12 protein-coding genes are annotated in these 16,599 nt (G+C 38.9%); 7 read left to right on the top strand and 5 right to left on the bottom strand.

The annotated features are described in order from the left end of the window. Positions 1 to 101 precede the first annotated feature (101 nt). From CC204_RS10995 to CC204_RS10975, 5 genes are all read left to right on the top strand, one after another. Positions 102 to 608: a VanZ family protein gene (locus CC204_RS10995; protein ID WP_088270170.1), complete on the top strand. Its 507-nt coding sequence runs from the start codon at positions 102 to 104 to the stop codon at positions 606 to 608. A gap of 159 nt (positions 609 to 767) precedes the next feature. Further along, positions 768 to 2,270 carry a helix-turn-helix domain-containing protein gene (locus CC204_RS10990; protein WP_088270169.1) on the top strand — a complete coding sequence of 501 codons (1,503 nt, stop codon included), beginning with the start codon at positions 768 to 770 and terminating at the stop codon, positions 2,268 to 2,270. Positions 2,271 to 2,450: 180 nt separating this feature from the next. Further along, a complete protein-coding gene (locus tag CC204_RS10985) occupies positions 2,451 to 8,588 on the top strand; it encodes a SpaA isopeptide-forming pilin-related protein (protein WP_088270168.1) in 6,138 nt (2,045 codons plus the stop codon). A gap of 202 nt (positions 8,589 to 8,790) precedes the next feature. Next, complete coding sequence (locus CC204_RS10980; protein WP_157894271.1) at positions 8,791 to 9,192, top strand: YxeA family protein; 402 nt, start codon at positions 8,791 to 8,793, stop codon at positions 9,190 to 9,192. Between the two features lie 32 nt (positions 9,193 to 9,224). After that, complete coding sequence (locus tag CC204_RS10975) at positions 9,225 to 9,431, top strand: hypothetical protein (RefSeq protein WP_088270166.1); 207 nt, start codon at positions 9,225 to 9,227, stop codon at positions 9,429 to 9,431. Positions 9,432 to 9,483: 52 nt separating this feature from the next. On the opposite strand, the gene CC204_RS10970 is transcribed toward CC204_RS10975, so the two are convergent. The 3 genes from CC204_RS10970 to CC204_RS10960 all read right to left on the bottom strand — a co-directional run bounded on the left by CC204_RS10970 (position 9,484) and on the right by CC204_RS10960 (position 13,139). After that, complete coding sequence (locus CC204_RS10970; RefSeq protein WP_088270165.1) at positions 9,484 to 10,674, bottom strand: MalY/PatB family protein; 1,191 nt, start codon at positions 10,672 to 10,674, stop codon at positions 9,484 to 9,486. Positions 10,675 to 10,685: 11 nt separating this feature from the next. Further along, entirely contained in the window at positions 10,686 to 12,239 is a 1,554-nt protein-coding gene (gene malX / locus CC204_RS10965) for a maltose/glucose-specific PTS transporter subunit IIBC (RefSeq protein WP_088270164.1), read from the bottom strand. 129 nt (positions 12,240 to 12,368) lie between these two features. Further along, positions 12,369 to 13,139: a MurR/RpiR family transcriptional regulator gene (locus CC204_RS10960; RefSeq protein WP_088270163.1), complete on the bottom strand. Its 771-nt coding sequence runs from the start codon at positions 13,137 to 13,139 to the stop codon at positions 12,369 to 12,371. A gap of 152 nt (positions 13,140 to 13,291) precedes the next feature. On the opposite strand from CC204_RS10960, the gene CC204_RS10955 reads away from it, so the two are divergent. Further along, complete coding sequence (locus CC204_RS10955; RefSeq protein WP_088270162.1) at positions 13,292 to 14,017, top strand: YebC/PmpR family DNA-binding transcriptional regulator; 726 nt, start codon at positions 13,292 to 13,294, stop codon at positions 14,015 to 14,017. A 73-nt stretch (positions 14,018 to 14,090) separates the two neighbouring features. Here the strand turns inward: CC204_RS10955 and CC204_RS10950 are convergent, their stop codons facing one another. Both CC204_RS10950 and CC204_RS10945 read right to left on the bottom strand, forming a co-directional pair. Next, on the bottom strand, positions 14,091 to 15,017 hold the full coding sequence (locus CC204_RS10950; RefSeq protein ID WP_088270161.1) for a LacI family DNA-binding transcriptional regulator: 927 nt from the start codon (positions 15,015 to 15,017) through the stop codon (positions 14,091 to 14,093). A 12-nt stretch (positions 15,018 to 15,029) separates the two neighbouring features. Continuing rightward, the gene (locus CC204_RS10945; protein ID WP_088270160.1) at positions 15,030 to 15,326 is read right to left on the bottom strand and encodes a hypothetical protein; all 297 of its coding nucleotides are present in this window, start codon (positions 15,324 to 15,326) and stop codon (positions 15,030 to 15,032) included. Between the two features lie 189 nt (positions 15,327 to 15,515). Between CC204_RS10945 and lacD the strand changes: the two genes are divergently transcribed. Then, on the top strand, positions 15,516 to 16,505 hold the full coding sequence (lacD, locus tag CC204_RS10940; RefSeq protein WP_088270159.1) for a tagatose-bisphosphate aldolase: 990 nt from the start codon (positions 15,516 to 15,518) through the stop codon (positions 16,503 to 16,505). Positions 16,506 to 16,599 lie beyond the last annotated feature (94 nt).

Genomic DNA, 16,599 nt, shown 5'->3' with positions numbered 1-16,599 from the left:
TTTCTTTAAATTACTTTTATAGTATAGCATAAGAAAAAGAGTTGAGGATTCATTATGTTAACGGGAATGGACTTATGTAATAGAAGAAAAGAGGAAATATTTTGAAAAAACAACTAAAAAATAGCAATCTGTACATAGCTTTAGCATTTTTGATTATGGCCATCTTGTTTTTTAGCTCGTCACAGACTTATGAACAGCAATCTCAAGTGGGGCTATTGGATAATGTATTGAGCAGTAAGCCGTTCGCAACACAATTAAAAGGAATTTCATTTAGCTATGCAGGCAGTGAAGTTAGTATTAAAGCGATGGGCTATGCTAAATTTATTGAATTTTTTATTCGTAAAGGCGCACATTTTGGGACGTACTTTCTATTAGGTGGAAGCTGGTTTATTGGTTTGAATATGAAGCTAAAACAGCCAATTCTAGTTGGTATTGTTTCTTGGTTGGCTGCAACAGGCTATGCTGGATTGGATGAATACCACCAAATGCTGACAGGTGGACGTAGTCCCCTGTTTCAAGATGTCATGCTGGATTCTTTTGGTGCCTTGAGTGCGGTGTGCTTGTGTTTGCTTGTTTTGGGCATTAAGCGTTTATCGAAAAAAAGATAGTAATTATTGAGTTGGATGATTCAAAATTAAAATTATATATATTTTATTAAAGAAAAAGTTTACTTATTTTATAAGAATGCTTTTTCTTTTTTTTGGTACATATTATTATTATCTTATTTTTTTTTCCTGTATGATAGAGGCAATAAGAAGGTGAAAAGAATGATTAAAAATAATTTAGGACTGATGCTTTTTGATAAAGAAGCCAGAACCAAAATCCAATTGATCAGTCAATTTGATCGAACGAAGCAATGGTGGACGATGGAAGAACTTATAGAAGAAACTGGAATGACCAAACGTACGATTGAAAAATATCTGCTCCTGATTCAAGAGGAATTGACCAAGTTTGATCCAACAGGTCAATCACAATTGGTTTACGATAAACGATTAGGTTGTTCTCTTCATTTTAAGGATTCCGGCGAGATTGAATCTTTTTTGTTATATATTATGCAAAACACATTAAGCTATCGGTTGACCTATGAGATATTTTTCGAAAATATTGATTCAGCTGTTCAGTTTGCACAGGAAAATTATACAAGTGAATCAACGATTTGGCGGATAATCAGAGATTTTAGAGAAATTCTTCAACACTATGATTTGGATATTCAAAAGGGCAGCTTCCAGTTGACTGGTAATGAATATCAAATCAGGAAGTTTGCCCACTCAACGATTTGGAATTTATTTAAAGGGAAGCAATGGCCATTTTCCCAAGTATCCGTCCATCGTGTAGATGAGATTATCAATCATGTAGAAGCTTTTTTTAAAGTTGAATTATCCGCCCTAAAGCGTCAGAGTATGGCTTATTTTGTTGCAATCTGTCTAACAAGAAATCAAAATGGGCATTCTGTGTCGCTTTCAAGAGAGGTAAGGGAAAACACAGAGAATAATGAATTTTTTCAAGAATTTTTTGAGTATCTTCAAGAACCCTTTGAAGGAAGTGGTTGGACAAAGGAAGAAGCGGCGTATATGTTTTCAGCAGCTTTGACAGTAGATGATTACTATTCCAATCTAGAAATCGAGCGAAGGATTTATCAATTCCATGAAACAAATAATACTGCGCTATATCAATCTATCGTCAGTTTGAGAAAAGCGGCGAAAGAGCATCTAGATAATATAGAACTTTCAGAAGGAGAAGTGAAGTATTTGACTGCTTATGCTTTTAGTTCCCATATGTTTTGTCAGATGTTTAGAGGATTTGAGTTCAGTAATACCAGATATAACTATTGGAATCGTATACAGCTTAAGTATCCTGTTTTGATCAATGAGCTGACCCGTTTAATTGATTCACTGGCTGAGCAAACGAAAGATGATATATTTTTACAAAAAAATTTCTTGATTCCGCGTTATATTTTAATGTATGCATTCATTGGACGATTACCGCAACTCGAAAAAAAGATCACGATCGTACTGATTACAAATTTACCCATTTTAGAAGAAGAGCGTGTGATAATTCGTTTAGGAGAAGCATATAAAAATGATTATAATTTAGAGATTAAAAGAGAGTCAGAGATACAAGGATCAGAATATCAGCTAGTCGTATCAACGAGCAAAGTTCCGCAGGAAAAAATTGGAAAGGTTCCTAATCTGATTTTTAATACGGAGCTGACGAAAGTTGACTATGCAGAACTTGATAAAGTACTATGGAAAATTGTTCAGGAACGCTAACCCTTTTAAGGAAAAAGAAATGAAAAAAATATAAAACTTCAAAAATCAACAAAAAAATGTGCAAAAGATGACGGATGTTAAACGCTTTCTACTGCTACTATAAGAAAGCAAATTAGAAGTCGAATTGAATAAAAGAAGAAGGTTTCTAGTAATTGACTATGTATTAGGAGAGGATAGAAAATGAAAAAATTTGTTCATGTTTTATTAACTATTGTACTATTATTGCAATTCGTTATCCCACAAATAGCGATTGCTGAAACGTTGATCAGTGGGGAAGAGGGAGTAAGCCTTAAAAGTGTTTCTTTAGATCCTACCAGCAAAAAAGAAAGAGCGATTATTTCTTTAACGCTCGATGCAAAAACAGCAGAAGAGCAAAAAGCAGTCATACAATCCTCCTCAGGGTTGACACTAATGCCTTCTTCTTCAAATGAATTAAAGGATGCAAGCGGGCGTGTTAAGGGAACCTATCAGATCGTTGATAATGCAGTTCAATTATCGGTCGCTGGTGAAGTAGATGAAGAACTTTCATTAACAATTGAAGGACAAGTAGCTGAAGCTAGCAGTGAAAAACAAGTGCAGTTTACTTTAGGAAATAGCAGCAAGGTATTGAATTTGCCAGAGGGCTGGTTTTTGACCGAGAGTACGACGACCGATTCAACAATAAATAACTCAAGTGCATCAACAGAAACGGTGTCTTCAACTACAACGGAAACAAGTTCTTCCTCAGAAACGGGTGGAATAAAAGAGTCAAAAGCAGCGCAAGAAAAAAATTCAACTCTGAGAAGAGACCCTGTAAACATTCAGAATATTTATGATGATCTAGGTATTGCCGATGATTTTTTGACTAATATGGATTTAAGCTATACAGATAAAGACGGCAATCCAGTAGAAAATCCGACAATCGATGATACTATTCACTTCAATTTTAATTTTACATTAGATGAGACCGTACGTGAGAATATGCAGGCTGGAGATTATTATGAATTCAATTTGCCGGACTCAGTAAAAGTAACACAAAATCAAACTTATCCGCTGAATGATGCTGACGGTAATCATTATGCAGATGTCACAATAGGCACGGATGGAAAAATCACGATTGTTTTCACGGATGAAATTGAACATGCTTCTGATATTGAAGGGGATTTTCATTTTACTGGTGAATTTGATAAAGACAATATCGACGGCCCCGGCGAAATCGTGATTGTGCCGCCTGGTCACGAGGATATTGGTGAAACAGTGACGATCAAGCCAAATTATTCTGGTGACAATATTGATAAAAAAGGACATTTTGATAAAGAACAAAACCCGGATAAAATTATTTGGAATGTCGATATCAATAAAGCCTTAGATACGTTAGAAAATGCTGTAGTTACTGAAAATTTTCCGGCAGGCACAGTATATGAAAGTGTCGTCGTTTATCAGGTAGACGTTGATTTTGACGGGAATGTCATTGAAGGCTCTGAAAAAGTAGCTGATCCAAGTACGTATACGGTGGATGCTGATGGGACTGTTCATTTTACGAACAAAATCGATGGAGCGTATCGTTTAGAGTATACAACGAGAATCGATGAAGATGCCAAACCGGATGAAGGCGGGCTTACATCGTTTCAAAATCAGGCAGTGTTGTCTTCAAAAGGAATCGAAGATGCAACAGCAGAAGCAACTGTTTCAACGAGTTATGGGAAAAAAATCGATAAAGCTAGAGGAGATTATGATTCAGATAATCAAACCATCAATTGGAAAATTCACTATAATTATGGCGAAAAAGATATCAACAATGGTTCTATAATAGATACGTTTCAAGATGAACACATGTTTTTAGTAGATGGGACGATCAAGCTGTACGAAGTTAGTTTCGATCAAAATGGGCGTCCAGTGCGCGGCAGACAACTAGTCGAAGGGCAGGATTATACCTTAGACACTTCTTCAGGCCATGGATTTGAAATTCATTTTATCGGCACAGTAGATACAGCGGTCGATGTATTGTATCAAACAGGATATGACGGTATTGTTGATGAAAATACAACCATCACAAACGCAGTTAAAACAGAGACGGGTGAAGACGATACCAGCTCAGGTATTTTGAATCCACAAAACGTGATCAAAAAACTGGGCCAAGTGGACTACACAAATCATACAGTCGGCTGGAATTTGGATGTCAATTTGAATCATTACAGTATGAACAACTGGAAGATGACCGATACGTTGAGTAAAGGGCTGACATTATTAGAAGACACACTAGTGATCTATGATAAGGATGCAAAGAAGGACTTGATTCTTGGAACCGATTATACGTTAGATTACGATCAAACGACAAATCAGTTTGAAATCGTCTTTATCGGCAATTATGTAAAAACAGATCATGCCTTTAAAATCAGCTATACAACTGCGTATGATCCGGAGGCAGTGCCGGAGAATGATCCGGATAAAAAATTTACAAACACAGCTAAAGTTACTTGGACCACTGATGATGGAGAGACGATCACCAACGAAGATGTTGCTACGTTTAAACCGAACGAACCAACAAAGTATAATGGGGCAAAATCTGGTTCTTATAATGCACAAGAAAAAGCAATCACCTGGACGGTAACAGTAAACTACGGTGATAAAGACTTAGTGAACGCACAATTAACTGACCCGATTCCAGCTAATCAAAAATATATCTTAAATTCATTGACTATCTACCACTATACGGTTACAAGTGACGGTAATGTGATCAAAGGAAATGAATTGACGCAGGAAGAATACCGTGAGTTAGGAATCGAACAACCGTCTGCTGCAAACAATCAAACGTTGATCGTGGAATTCCCAGATAATGAGGCAGGACAATATCTGATTGAATTTAAGACGGATGTAACCAACGAACAGATCCATGCTGAGTACACAAATGATGCAGTCTTCAGTAATGATAAATATGAAGATCATACCTTACATGGAAAAGTCACTGTCAATCACGGGGATGAATTTGGTTTTAAAAGCGGAAAACAAGACGAAGATGGTTTTGTAAACTGGTCAGTCACGTTAAATGGCAGTCAGTCAAAACTATACGATGTCACGGTAGAAGATATGCCATCAGACAATCAATCTATCGATCTTGACAGTCTGCATATCTTTGGCACGACTGTGGCCGTAGATGGAACGATCACGATCGACCGAACGAAAGAACTAGTCAAAGACCAGGATTATACTGTTGGTCTAACCACAGATAATCAAACTGGACAACAAAAAATGACGATTCACTTCGTCAATAACTATCAAGAATTTGATACACCTTTGATCATGGAATACAAGAGCATGGTCTTTCTTGAAGGAAACAAAGGAACTGTTTCTAATCAAGTTCATATTACCAGTGAAGGAAAAACCGAAGTAGATGATACGTCTGACGGTAAAACAGATGTTACGGTAAGTGAAGGCGGCGGCTCCAGTTCAGGAATCCGCGGACAGTTGATTCTGAAAAAAGAAGACAACAACGGCAATGTTCTTCCAGAAGGAGCAACATTTGAATTATGGGATAAAAACCAAACACAAATTTTACGTTCTGGAACCGTAGGCAGTAATGGGTTGATCACATTTGGTAATCTGCCTTTTGGCACATATATTTTAAAAGAAACAGGAACATTAACAGAACAAGGCTATACGATCGACCAAAGCTTAGTGGATGGTAAAAAAGTAACGATCAATCAACAGACAACAGATGGTGTGCCTGTGGTAATCAAAAATCAGCTTGGAACCGTTCAGTTAGTGAAAAAGGACGAGCAAGGAGAATTGCTTTCTGGTGCTGAGTTTAGACTTGAAGTCTACGACGAAGTAACAGGAACTTGGCTGCCTAAATCTGTGAATCAGGCATTGACTACTGACAAAAAAGGTGTTTTGACAATTCACGGATTAACACCGGGTAAATATCGATTGATCGAAACCAAAGCACCGGCAGGTTATATTCTCAACACAAATCCGGTACCTTTTGAAGTGGCTGAAAATAGTGATCACCAATTGATCCAAATTGGAATGAAAGAAGCCTTTATCAACTATAAAGCAACAATTCAATTTATGAAACAGGATGAAGCAGGCAATCCGCTAGCAGGTGCAGTCTTCGGTTTATATAAAAAAGGAAGTACAACACCTGTCGCTACTACAGCCTCCAAACCTGATGGACGTGTTGTCTTCGCAAATGTCGGACCAGGCACATATGAGATCAAAGAAATCAGCAATCCAAATGATTATGTCTTAAATACGCAGGTTCTTGACAATATCGTAGTTCCGGAAAGCTCCAACAAGCCGTTAGATCCAATTATTTTGGCGGATGACTTCATCAACTACAAAGGTAGTGCGGAAATCACCAAATATGGAGAAACTTCAACAGAAACAAAGGCGTTAGCTGGTGTTGAATTTGTCTTGGAAGATGGAAATGGTAAGACAGTTGCCCAAGGAACAACCGATCAAAATGGCCGCTATTTTGTTGATGGCTTAGCACCAGGGACATATTACTTTAGAGAAACAAGCACGGGACCTAATCACGAGTTTTTAGTGAATACAGAAAAAGTCAAAGTAGTCGTTGAGCCAAATACGTTAGGAAAACCCGAAACTGTAGAGGCAACGTTAACTGATTATCAAGGGTCGTTTAAAATCAAAAAAGTTGATAGTAAAGGCAACCCGTTAGAAGGCGCAGAGTTCAGCTTATTCTCGATCAATAGAGAGTTGATTGCCAGTGGTTTGACTTCTGCTGAAAACGGAATTGTCAGCTATGAAGGCTTAGCTCCTGGACGTTACTATCTATCTGAAACCAAGGCGCCATTAGACGAAAACGGACAGGAATACGTCAAAGATGAATACCCGATCTGGCTGAATGTTGTGGGTGAAGCGCAAGGAAAACCTGAAACGATCAATCTTGGCGAATTCCAAAACTTCAAAGGCAAAATCGGATTAACTAAAACCGGCGCAGGACACTTATCGATCGCTGGAGCCAAGTTTGCTTTGTATAAAGCAAGTGGTCAAAATAACTCAGAAGAAAAACTGGTTAAAATCGATGGGAAGGATTTCATTGAAGTCGGGGCAGATGGGCATATCAATATTGACAGCTTAGGCCCAGGCTATTATAAGCTGATCGAAATCGAAGCACCAGCAGGCTATGTAATCAATACACAACCAATCTACTTCACTGTTCGTGAAGGGGAAGAAACTGATCCGCCAGTAGAGGAAGTATCGATCGTCAACTACGAAGCATCGATCACAGCCCGTAAAGTTTCTGATGATGAATCACTGGAAACGCCGCCTCTTTTAAGAAATGGTTTGAGTGGTGCGGAATTCCAAATTCTTGATGACAAAGGCAATGTCGTGAAAGTTTTCGATACTAAAGGAGACGAAACAACGACCTTGATCGCAAATCAAGATGGTGTCATTTCTGCCAGTGGTCTTCACGCAGGGAAATATACTTTAGTTGAAACCAAATCACCTGATGGGTATATTCTTGAAAAAGAGGGGATACCATTTACTGTCACTGACCAGTCAGGAGAAACGACGCCGATCAACTTGGGAACTATTGAAAACCATCGTGGTAGTATCGAAGTTGAAAAGAAAAATGAACACGGCGAGCTTCTAAACGGCGGAAGTTTTGAGATTAGAGATGCCAAAGGACAAGTTGTCACAGTCACGAATGCATTAGGGTTCGAAACAAAAACGTTGACTGCGCTTGATGGTAAAATCGAAGCAACAGGCTTGGTTCCTGGTAAATATTCTGTTGTTGAAACCAAAGCACCTGATGGCTATATTTTAGAAACGAATCAAAAGGTTATGCCGTTTGAGATTGCAGCATCTGAAAATGAGCATCACGAGATCACGTTCCAAGATACCTTTACAAACTATCAAGGATCGGTTGAGCTAAATAAAGTCGATACGGACAGTAAAAAGGCATTGACAGGTGCCGAGTTTAACTTATATACAAGTGAAGGAACGCTTGTCAAAAAACAACTGATCACAGATCAAAACGGTCGATTGATAGTTAACGATCTGGTGCCAGGAGATTACTATTTTGTTGAACAAAAAGCACCAACAGGCTATCAATTAACCAATGATAAACAGCCATTCACGATTGTAGAAAACGCGAACGGCAAGCCAAAACAAATCAATTTGACTGTGACAAATTCAAAACAACCGGAAAAAGAGCCAAGTAAAAAAACACCAACACCGCCAGTACAAAAACATCTAGGCGGAAATCTTGCAAACCTCGGTGAGCAATCAGGAACAAGCCTGATCGTTCTAGGTACTCTTGTAATTATAGGTTTAGGCGGCTATGTTGTTTACCGCAGAAAGAAAAATAAATAATTAAATTGAGACTGAGACAAAAGTGTTTATTTCCGAAGGGACTGCTTTTTTCTCACCATTTATCAGATTTAGAGAGCGAAACAAAACTGATTTTTAGTTTTTGTCTCGCTCTCTATTTTGCATATCAGTCTTAAGTTCGATGGAAAATTAGGCAAAAGAGAGTATGATAAAGTAGAAAAAAATGAAAACAAGAAGGATTTTTATGATTATGGCAAAAAAGTTTATCAAGAAAACGGTGAGTATTGCTGCATTGCTGCTGGTCAGTGCATTTTGTTTTCGTCTATATACGCACAATAATACATCAGATGCAGCAGCGTTTATTGATCGGCTCAATCCCTTAGTTCAGACTGAAACCTTGTATGTAAGAACAACAGATCGGTACGCGTATAAATTCCCTGATTCCGTGAGCAAAATAGATAATTATACGTATATCCAGACCTGTTTTGATAAAAATGGACAGACACGAAAGTTAGCCTATACTTCGTTTGGCAGACCGCTTACGCCGAAGAGATTTCTAAAAGTGACGACAAAAGGGCAGAGTATCCAACATTGGGAAGAGATCGACGAGCAAGAAATCCCTCGAAAAATCATTTCACTGTTATAATGTTTAGTAGCAGATACAAGGAGTGATGAATGATGGGAGAACTGGTCATCAAAAAAGGTAAGACCAGAGATACTGCTACGATTGCAGGGCTCGGAATGTTGGCGTACCGCATTTTTCCGGAGACTGGACGTATCAATGTTCAACTGTTGTCAGGTGAACAGGAAGAATGTACAATTGTTTGCGAAGATGGAGTAGCATTTTCTCTGCGGGGAGAAGTTATTCGTTTAGTAGTTAAATAAAATGAGCTGTTGGAAGCAAGAAAGTAATTTCTTGCTTCCAACAGCTTTTTCTTTATTTTTTTAAATATAAAATACTCTTTTTCAGCCGCATCAGACCATCGAGCAGTTTTTCTTTTGAACAACCAATATTCAAACGCAAGAAGTCTTTTCCAGATTCTCCGTAGGTTGTACCATCCATGATCGCTACTTTCCCTTCATGGATCAGTGCGGACTGCAGTTGCGCCATTGTAAAGGGAAGGTTGGAACAATCGATCCAAAGTAAATAAGTTGCCTGAGCTTCTATTACAATTAATTCTGGTAATTCTTCTCGAATAAACTGTGTAGTCAGTTGAACATTTTTATCAAGGTAATGATTTAGCTGATCAAGCCAATCGTGACAGTGATTGTAGGCCGTGATAGTACTATCCAATCCTAAAATACTTGTGGAAGAAAGTCCATCTCGATTCTTTAGAATGTACATAAACTGTTCGCGAAGCTCAGCGTCTGGAACCATCAGATACGAAGCAATCAACCCTGGTGTATTGAACGTTTTGCTGGCTGATGTACATAAAGCGATCTGTTGTGTGTCAACTGCCCACTGGAAAATTGGGGTATGATGCTCTCCTTTACGTAAAATATCCATATGGATTTCATCTGAAATCAAGAAGACATCATGCGTTTGGCACAATTGAATGATTGTAGTCAGCTCTTCTTTTGTCCAGACTCGTCCAGTCGGATTATGCGGGCTGCATAAAAGAAAGATTTTACAGTTAGCTTGGCTTAATTTATTTTCTAGATCAACAAAATCAATCGTGTATTGGTGATTTTGATAATGCAGCTTCGTTTCTAGAACCGTTCGATTTTGAGCGTGGATCATTTTGAAAAATGCATCGTAAGCAGGCGTTTGAATCAGAATCTGATCACCATCCTCCGATTTTAATTCGATCAGCTTGGAGATCGAGTAGATGACCGACGGACTATACACGATCCATTCACTGTTGAGCTTATAATCAAAACGGGTCTGATACCAATGCTGTATACTCTCTTTGAATGCGGTATGATTCCAGCGTGTGTAGCCAAATACTGGATGGTTGATACGCTTTTGCAGGGAAGCAATGATCTCTTTTGGCACTGCAAAATCAGTATCTGATACAGTAAAGGGCAATAAATCAGCTTCACCGAAACGGTCAGCAACATAATCCCATTGTGTGCAAAATGTTCCTTTTCTATCGATAATCGTATCGAAATCAATTGTATCTATCATATGTGACCTTCCTACTCCATTAAGTTTTCCAATTCATTTTTGACGGTGGCGACCTGCGTACCAATGATGACTTGAAGATTGTTGCTATCCAATTTGATCACACCTAAGGCTCCTTGATTTTTCAATTCCTGTTCATCAATGGCAGCCATATCTTCAATAACGAGACGCAAACGAGTGATGCAATTATCCAAAGAAATGATATTGGTGCTTCCGCCAAGTGCATCAAGAATCAACGATCCATCATATTTTCCACTTTTTGTATAATTACGTTCTTTATCTGTCACATCTTCGGCTGCTAATTCACGTCCAGGCGTTTTCAAATTGAATCTTTGAATCGCAAACTTGAAAACGAAGTAATAAACCGCAAACCATAAGGCACCAACGAGTAGAACCAAGTACCATTTTGTATACATTCCTTGTAACACACCAAAGATCAGAAAATCCAGCACGCCGCCGTCTGTATTGCCGATCACGACTTGAAGTAACGCCATGACCATAAAGCCTAGACCAGTCATGATGACGTGGAAACCATATAAGACAGGTGCGATAAACAAGAAAAGAAATTCGATTGGTTCAGTGATTCCGGTAACAAAAGTTGCAATCACACCAGAAATCAGTAATCCTTTGATTTTGTGACGATTTTCAGGTAAGGCGGTTCGATACATTGCTAAAGCCGCTGCCGGCAACCCAAACATAAAGGTCGGCATTTTTCCTTGAGATAAGAAGGCTGTAGCCGCTGGACTGATCGGTGAACCACTTTGCAGCTGAGCATAGAAAATATTCAATGCCCCAGAAACACTTTGTCCATCGACGATTTGAGTTCCGCCAGCTTCGGTAAAACGAATCATTGAAACTAAGATATGGTGTAAACCAAACGGCAACAGCAAGCGTTCCCCTGCACCGAATAAAAAAGGACCAAAAATACCTGCTTTTTGAATTACAAGCCCCACACTGTTGATACTAAGAGCAAAAATCGGCCAGATAATTGGGATCAGTAGCCCGACGATAGACATCACAAGTGAAGTGATGATCGGAATAAAACGGGCACCTCCAAAAAAGGCAAAAGCATCCGGTAATTGAATCGTATAAAACTTATTATGAAGTAAATAAACGATGATCCCAACAATAATTCCGCCTAATACTCCCATTTCGACGGACTGCATCCCTAAAACCATTCCCTGTCCTGCTTCACGTAAATGGTCTGGATCAGCTAATTTCCCAGTCTCAGTCAAATAAAAATTGATCGATAAGTTCATAACCACATAACCAACTAGACCAGAAAAAGCAGCGACTCCTTTTTCACTGCGGGCTAAACCTAAAGGAATGGCCATCGCAAATAATAAGGGCAAATACGTAAAAGCAAAACCACCGACTGTTGACATAAAACGGAAGGCGACCTGCAGCCAAGGCTGATCTAAAAATGGCAGCAATTCAAGGGTTGAAGGACTGGAAAAAGAACTGCCGATCCCTAAGATCAATCCCATAAACGCTAATAATGCAACGGGCAGCATAAATGTTTTACCGATCCCTTGGAAGAATTCCCAAAAACTAAATTTCTTTTTCATTCTGTTTCTCCTTTCGTAGTAAAAAGATGGATAAAATTTGTTTTTCTTGCATTCAGTTTACGTGGAAGGAGGTAAGGAAACAAGCGCTTACACGGATGTTGTAAGAGCTTACATAAAAAGTAAGAGGGTTCATTTTTCAACATAGGCTTCTATATAATGAAGAATCAGCAGCTCAAGGATTAAATGCATAGGAATGCGGGAGCTCATATCGATTTCGCCGTAATAGCCATTGGTTACTTCAACATGAAAAACGATGGTAGCGAGTTGTTCTAAGGGACTGTTTTTCGCTCCGATGATGGCAATGATCGGGACATTTCTTTCTTTAAGGATCGTTGCATATTCAAGAGACAGCATGGTTTCCCCGCTGTAGCTGACAAGAATGGCGGTATCTTGTTTGGTTAGGTGATTTGCAACGATCCTTAGCTCATCCCAGTCTTCGCGCGCATCAGCGATTCTACCAGAAAAAGTCAGTTTTCTTGCCGCCTCAAAACAACAGGAAAAAGAACTGCCCACACCAAAAAACTCCACTCGCTGTCCTTCTGCTAATAGCTTAGCTCCGGCTTCTAGCGAAGGCTGCTCAATAGCTTGTAAGGTTTGCGTTAGTTCAAATTGTACGCGGGTTGCTAATTGGGACAGATCTTTTGATGGACGATAAATTGGACGTTGACCGTCCTCCATATGGCGGATCAAAGCATACTTCATTTCCTGAAAACCGGAATAGCCCAACGCTTGACTAGTACGGCTGATCGTAGCAGTTGATACGTAGATTTTTTCTGCAATATCATTGACTCGACTTTGGGCGACTTCCTCTGGATGCTCAAGAATATACTCCAGAACTTGCTGTTCTAAAGGACTTAGCTGGTCTTGTTTCTTTTGGAGCTTTTTTAAGAAGATGTTCATCCGCTTTCCTCATTTCATTAAAAGGTAGTTTAGTTGTTTTTAGTATAACAAAGGAATCACCTAGCTGCTATAGTGAGTAAAATGCTGGAAAGGTTGCAACTATTAAGAACAATAGTACAATAGGAGAAAAGAGTGACAAAGGAGGAATTTACATGGCAGGTCATAGTAAGTGGAAAAATATTCAAGGACGAAAGAATGCACAAGATGCAAAGAGGGGAAAGATTTTTCAGAAGCTTTCAAGAGAAATTTATGTAGCCGCTAAAGCAGGTGGAACCGATCCGACGACAAATGCGGCGTTACGACTGGTTATGGATAAGGCTAAGTCGGCGAATATGCCGAATGATAATATTGATCGTGCTTTAAAGAAAGCCAGTAGTACAGGAGATAATGAACATTACGACGAGATTACCTATGAAGGCTATGGTCCAGGAGGTACTGCAATTTTAGTGTATGCTTTGACCGATAACCGGAATCGGACAGCGACCAATGTTCGTGTGGCATTTACAAGAAATGGCGGTTCTTTAGGCGAAACAGGCTCTGTCAGCTATATGTTTGATCGTAAAGGATATCTTGCTGTTGAACGTGAAGGACTATCGATAGATGAGGACACGATGTTTGAACAGGTACTTGAAGCAGGAGCGGAAGATTTGGAAACCTCTGAGGAGGTCTATGAAATCTATACAGCACCGGAAGATTTTACTTCTGTTCGTGATGTACTGGAAGCAAACGGATTCACATTAGCACAAGCAGAGTTGACAATGATTCCGCAAACGGAGACTAGTTTAACCAAAGAACAGCTGGAACAACTGCAAGTGCTTGTTGATAAGCTAGAAGAAGATGATGATGTTTCAGAAGTGTTTACTTCTGCTGATTTATAATAGGAGAAATCTTTTTAGCATGTAAAACAGAAACAGGTGGTCCGCTCAACTTACGTTGAGCATGACCACCTGTTTATTTTCTTTCGATATAAGTGTGCAGAACTAAGATGGTTTCTGGTTCATTTTTGAATAATAAATGAAAGGAAGCTTCACCGCATTGATCTAAGTGATGGTCTACGGTAGGAAATTTTAACAACTGACTAGACAGCAGATTCTCTTCGCCGATTACGGTGATGTCTTTCAACGAAAAGGTCTGTAGGATCCCAGCAGCAACATCATCGCCATTTGTAACGATCGCTTCAAGATCTTCGAACTGCGAAAAATATTTTCCAGCAATGATCCCATCCTCATATGTCCGACAATCTCTAAAAATCAATGAAGAATCTGTTGATCCAATTATTTTTCGATAGGCTTCCAATACGATAGCTGTACTAGCGCTATCTTTTTCAGGACGGCCAACAGTTAATCCGATTTTTTTGTACCCTTGTTTTATCAACAGCGTAAACAAATCATGGTAAGATTTTCCCCGATCGATCGAGACACAAGAAATCGGATAGTCTCCTGTATCCTCACAACAAACGATCGGCGCATATTTTAAATACTTAGAAATGATGTCAAATGAACTTTTTTTTGAAGTAATGATCATCCCATCCCAGGCTTTTGCAGCCAACTCATCTAAATAACGCTTTTCAATCGCTAAATCATAATTTGTCGGCAGCAATGTGACCTTATAGCCAGATTTGAAGGCCGCTTTTAAAATACCGCTAACGATTTTATCTGTATAAGGATGATCAGAAAAAGGAATCATTACGGCAATATGTTTTGAACGTCCACTGCTTAAATTTCTGGCCTTTATATTCGGAATATAGTCTAGCTCTTCCATGATGTTTAAAATTTTCTTGCGCTTTTCTTCTGTCACATAAGGATGGTTATTCAGTACCCGGGAAACAGTAGAAACAGAATAGCCGGATAATTTAGCGATATCACGAATAGTCGTCATGAGCGGCTCCTTTCAAGGCTGCAGATGAAGTGAAGTAGAGAACAAAAGGGTTTTAAAGAAGGCTAGTACCCGATTCCCGTAGTCGACAAAATGGTAATGCTCATCATCAAAATCAAAGCAAATGTAACCCAGTCCATCTGATTCTTCTATAGATAGTCCTTCTATTTCCGTTAATTCTACTGTTTTACTGATCGGTTTGCAATAATTATTCAAACTGTTAACGAAAAGACTCCCTTCTTTGAATTCAAGGGAAACGAAGTAATAATCCATCCCTAACTGATCCGTTAATTCAAGCATTGCATTGATCATAAATAAACGCCTCCTGTCTTTTTTTCAACTATAAAGTATGAAACGCGTATCAGGTCAAGACGAATCGTTGAAAAAATAAATGAATAGCATTTTCATAGGGAAAGTGTTTCTTTTTGTCTTAATAATTAAGGGATAGTATACTCAAAGTAAGAGAGGAATTTCCTCAAAATACTTAAAGGAGCTGCTACTATGATCAAAATCAGTCAAGCAAAAATGGATGCTATGAACCGTTTGTCAAATGAAAAAGGTTTGATAGAAGCGCTGGCGATCGATCAGCGTGGGTCATTGAAAAAGATGATTGCAGATGCTGCTACTACTGCAACCGGTGAAGAAATCATTGATTTTAAAAAAGTTGCTGCGAAAGAATTGACCTCATATACTTCAGCGATTTTACTAGATCCGGAGTATGGCTTACCAGCAGCAAAAGTTCGCGACAACTCATGTGGGTTACTTTTAGCCTATGAAAAAACCGGCTATGATGCTTCAACTCCAGGAAGAATGCCGGATTTACTAGAAGATTGGTCTGTTTCACGCTTGAAAGAGGCTGGCGCAGATGCCATCAAGTTTCTACTGTATTATGATCCAGATGAGCCTAAGTCGATCAATCATTTAAAACATGTTTTCGTGGAACGTCTCGGCAGTGAATGCTTAGGTGAAGATATTCCATTTTTTGTGGAGATCGTAACCTACGATACAGAAATCTTAGATGCCGGTTCAGCAGCATTTGCTCGAGTAAAACCTCATAAAGTTTTGGAATCAATGATCGAATTTTCAAAACCACAATACCATATTGATGTACTAAAAATGGAAGTGCCTGTAAACATGAAGTATGTTGAAGGATTTACTGAAGACGAGGCCGTTTACAGTCGCAAAGAAGCATTAGAATACTTTAAGAAGCAAAGTGAGTTAACTGAATTACCTTTTATCTTTTTAAGTGCAGGCGTTTCGACAGAGTTATTCCAAGAAACATTAAAATTTGCAAAAGAAGCTGGATCAACATTCAGTGGTGTTTTATGTGGCAGAGCTACTTGGCGTGAAGGGGTCAAACCATTTGCCGCAAAAGGAGAAGATGCCGGCAGAGACTGGTTTGCGACACAGGGAAAAGCGAATGTTGAGACCTTGAATCAAATCGTAGATGATTGTGGAACCTCTTGGCGTACGAAAGTGGAAGTCGGATAATAATAAGCAATACTATGACAGAGAGCGTCGTTGCTCTTTGTCATTTTTTTATTACTTATACATAAATGGAAATTTAAAGAGAAAATAAATCTTT

Source organism: Enterococcus wangshanyuanii (genome assembly GCF_002197645.1).
Classification (GTDB): Bacteria; Bacillota; Bacilli; order Lactobacillales; family Enterococcaceae; genus Enterococcus_L; species Enterococcus_L wangshanyuanii.
The sequence above is the reverse complement of the archived record's forward strand: the minus strand, read 5'-3'. Positions and strand labels throughout refer to the sequence as shown.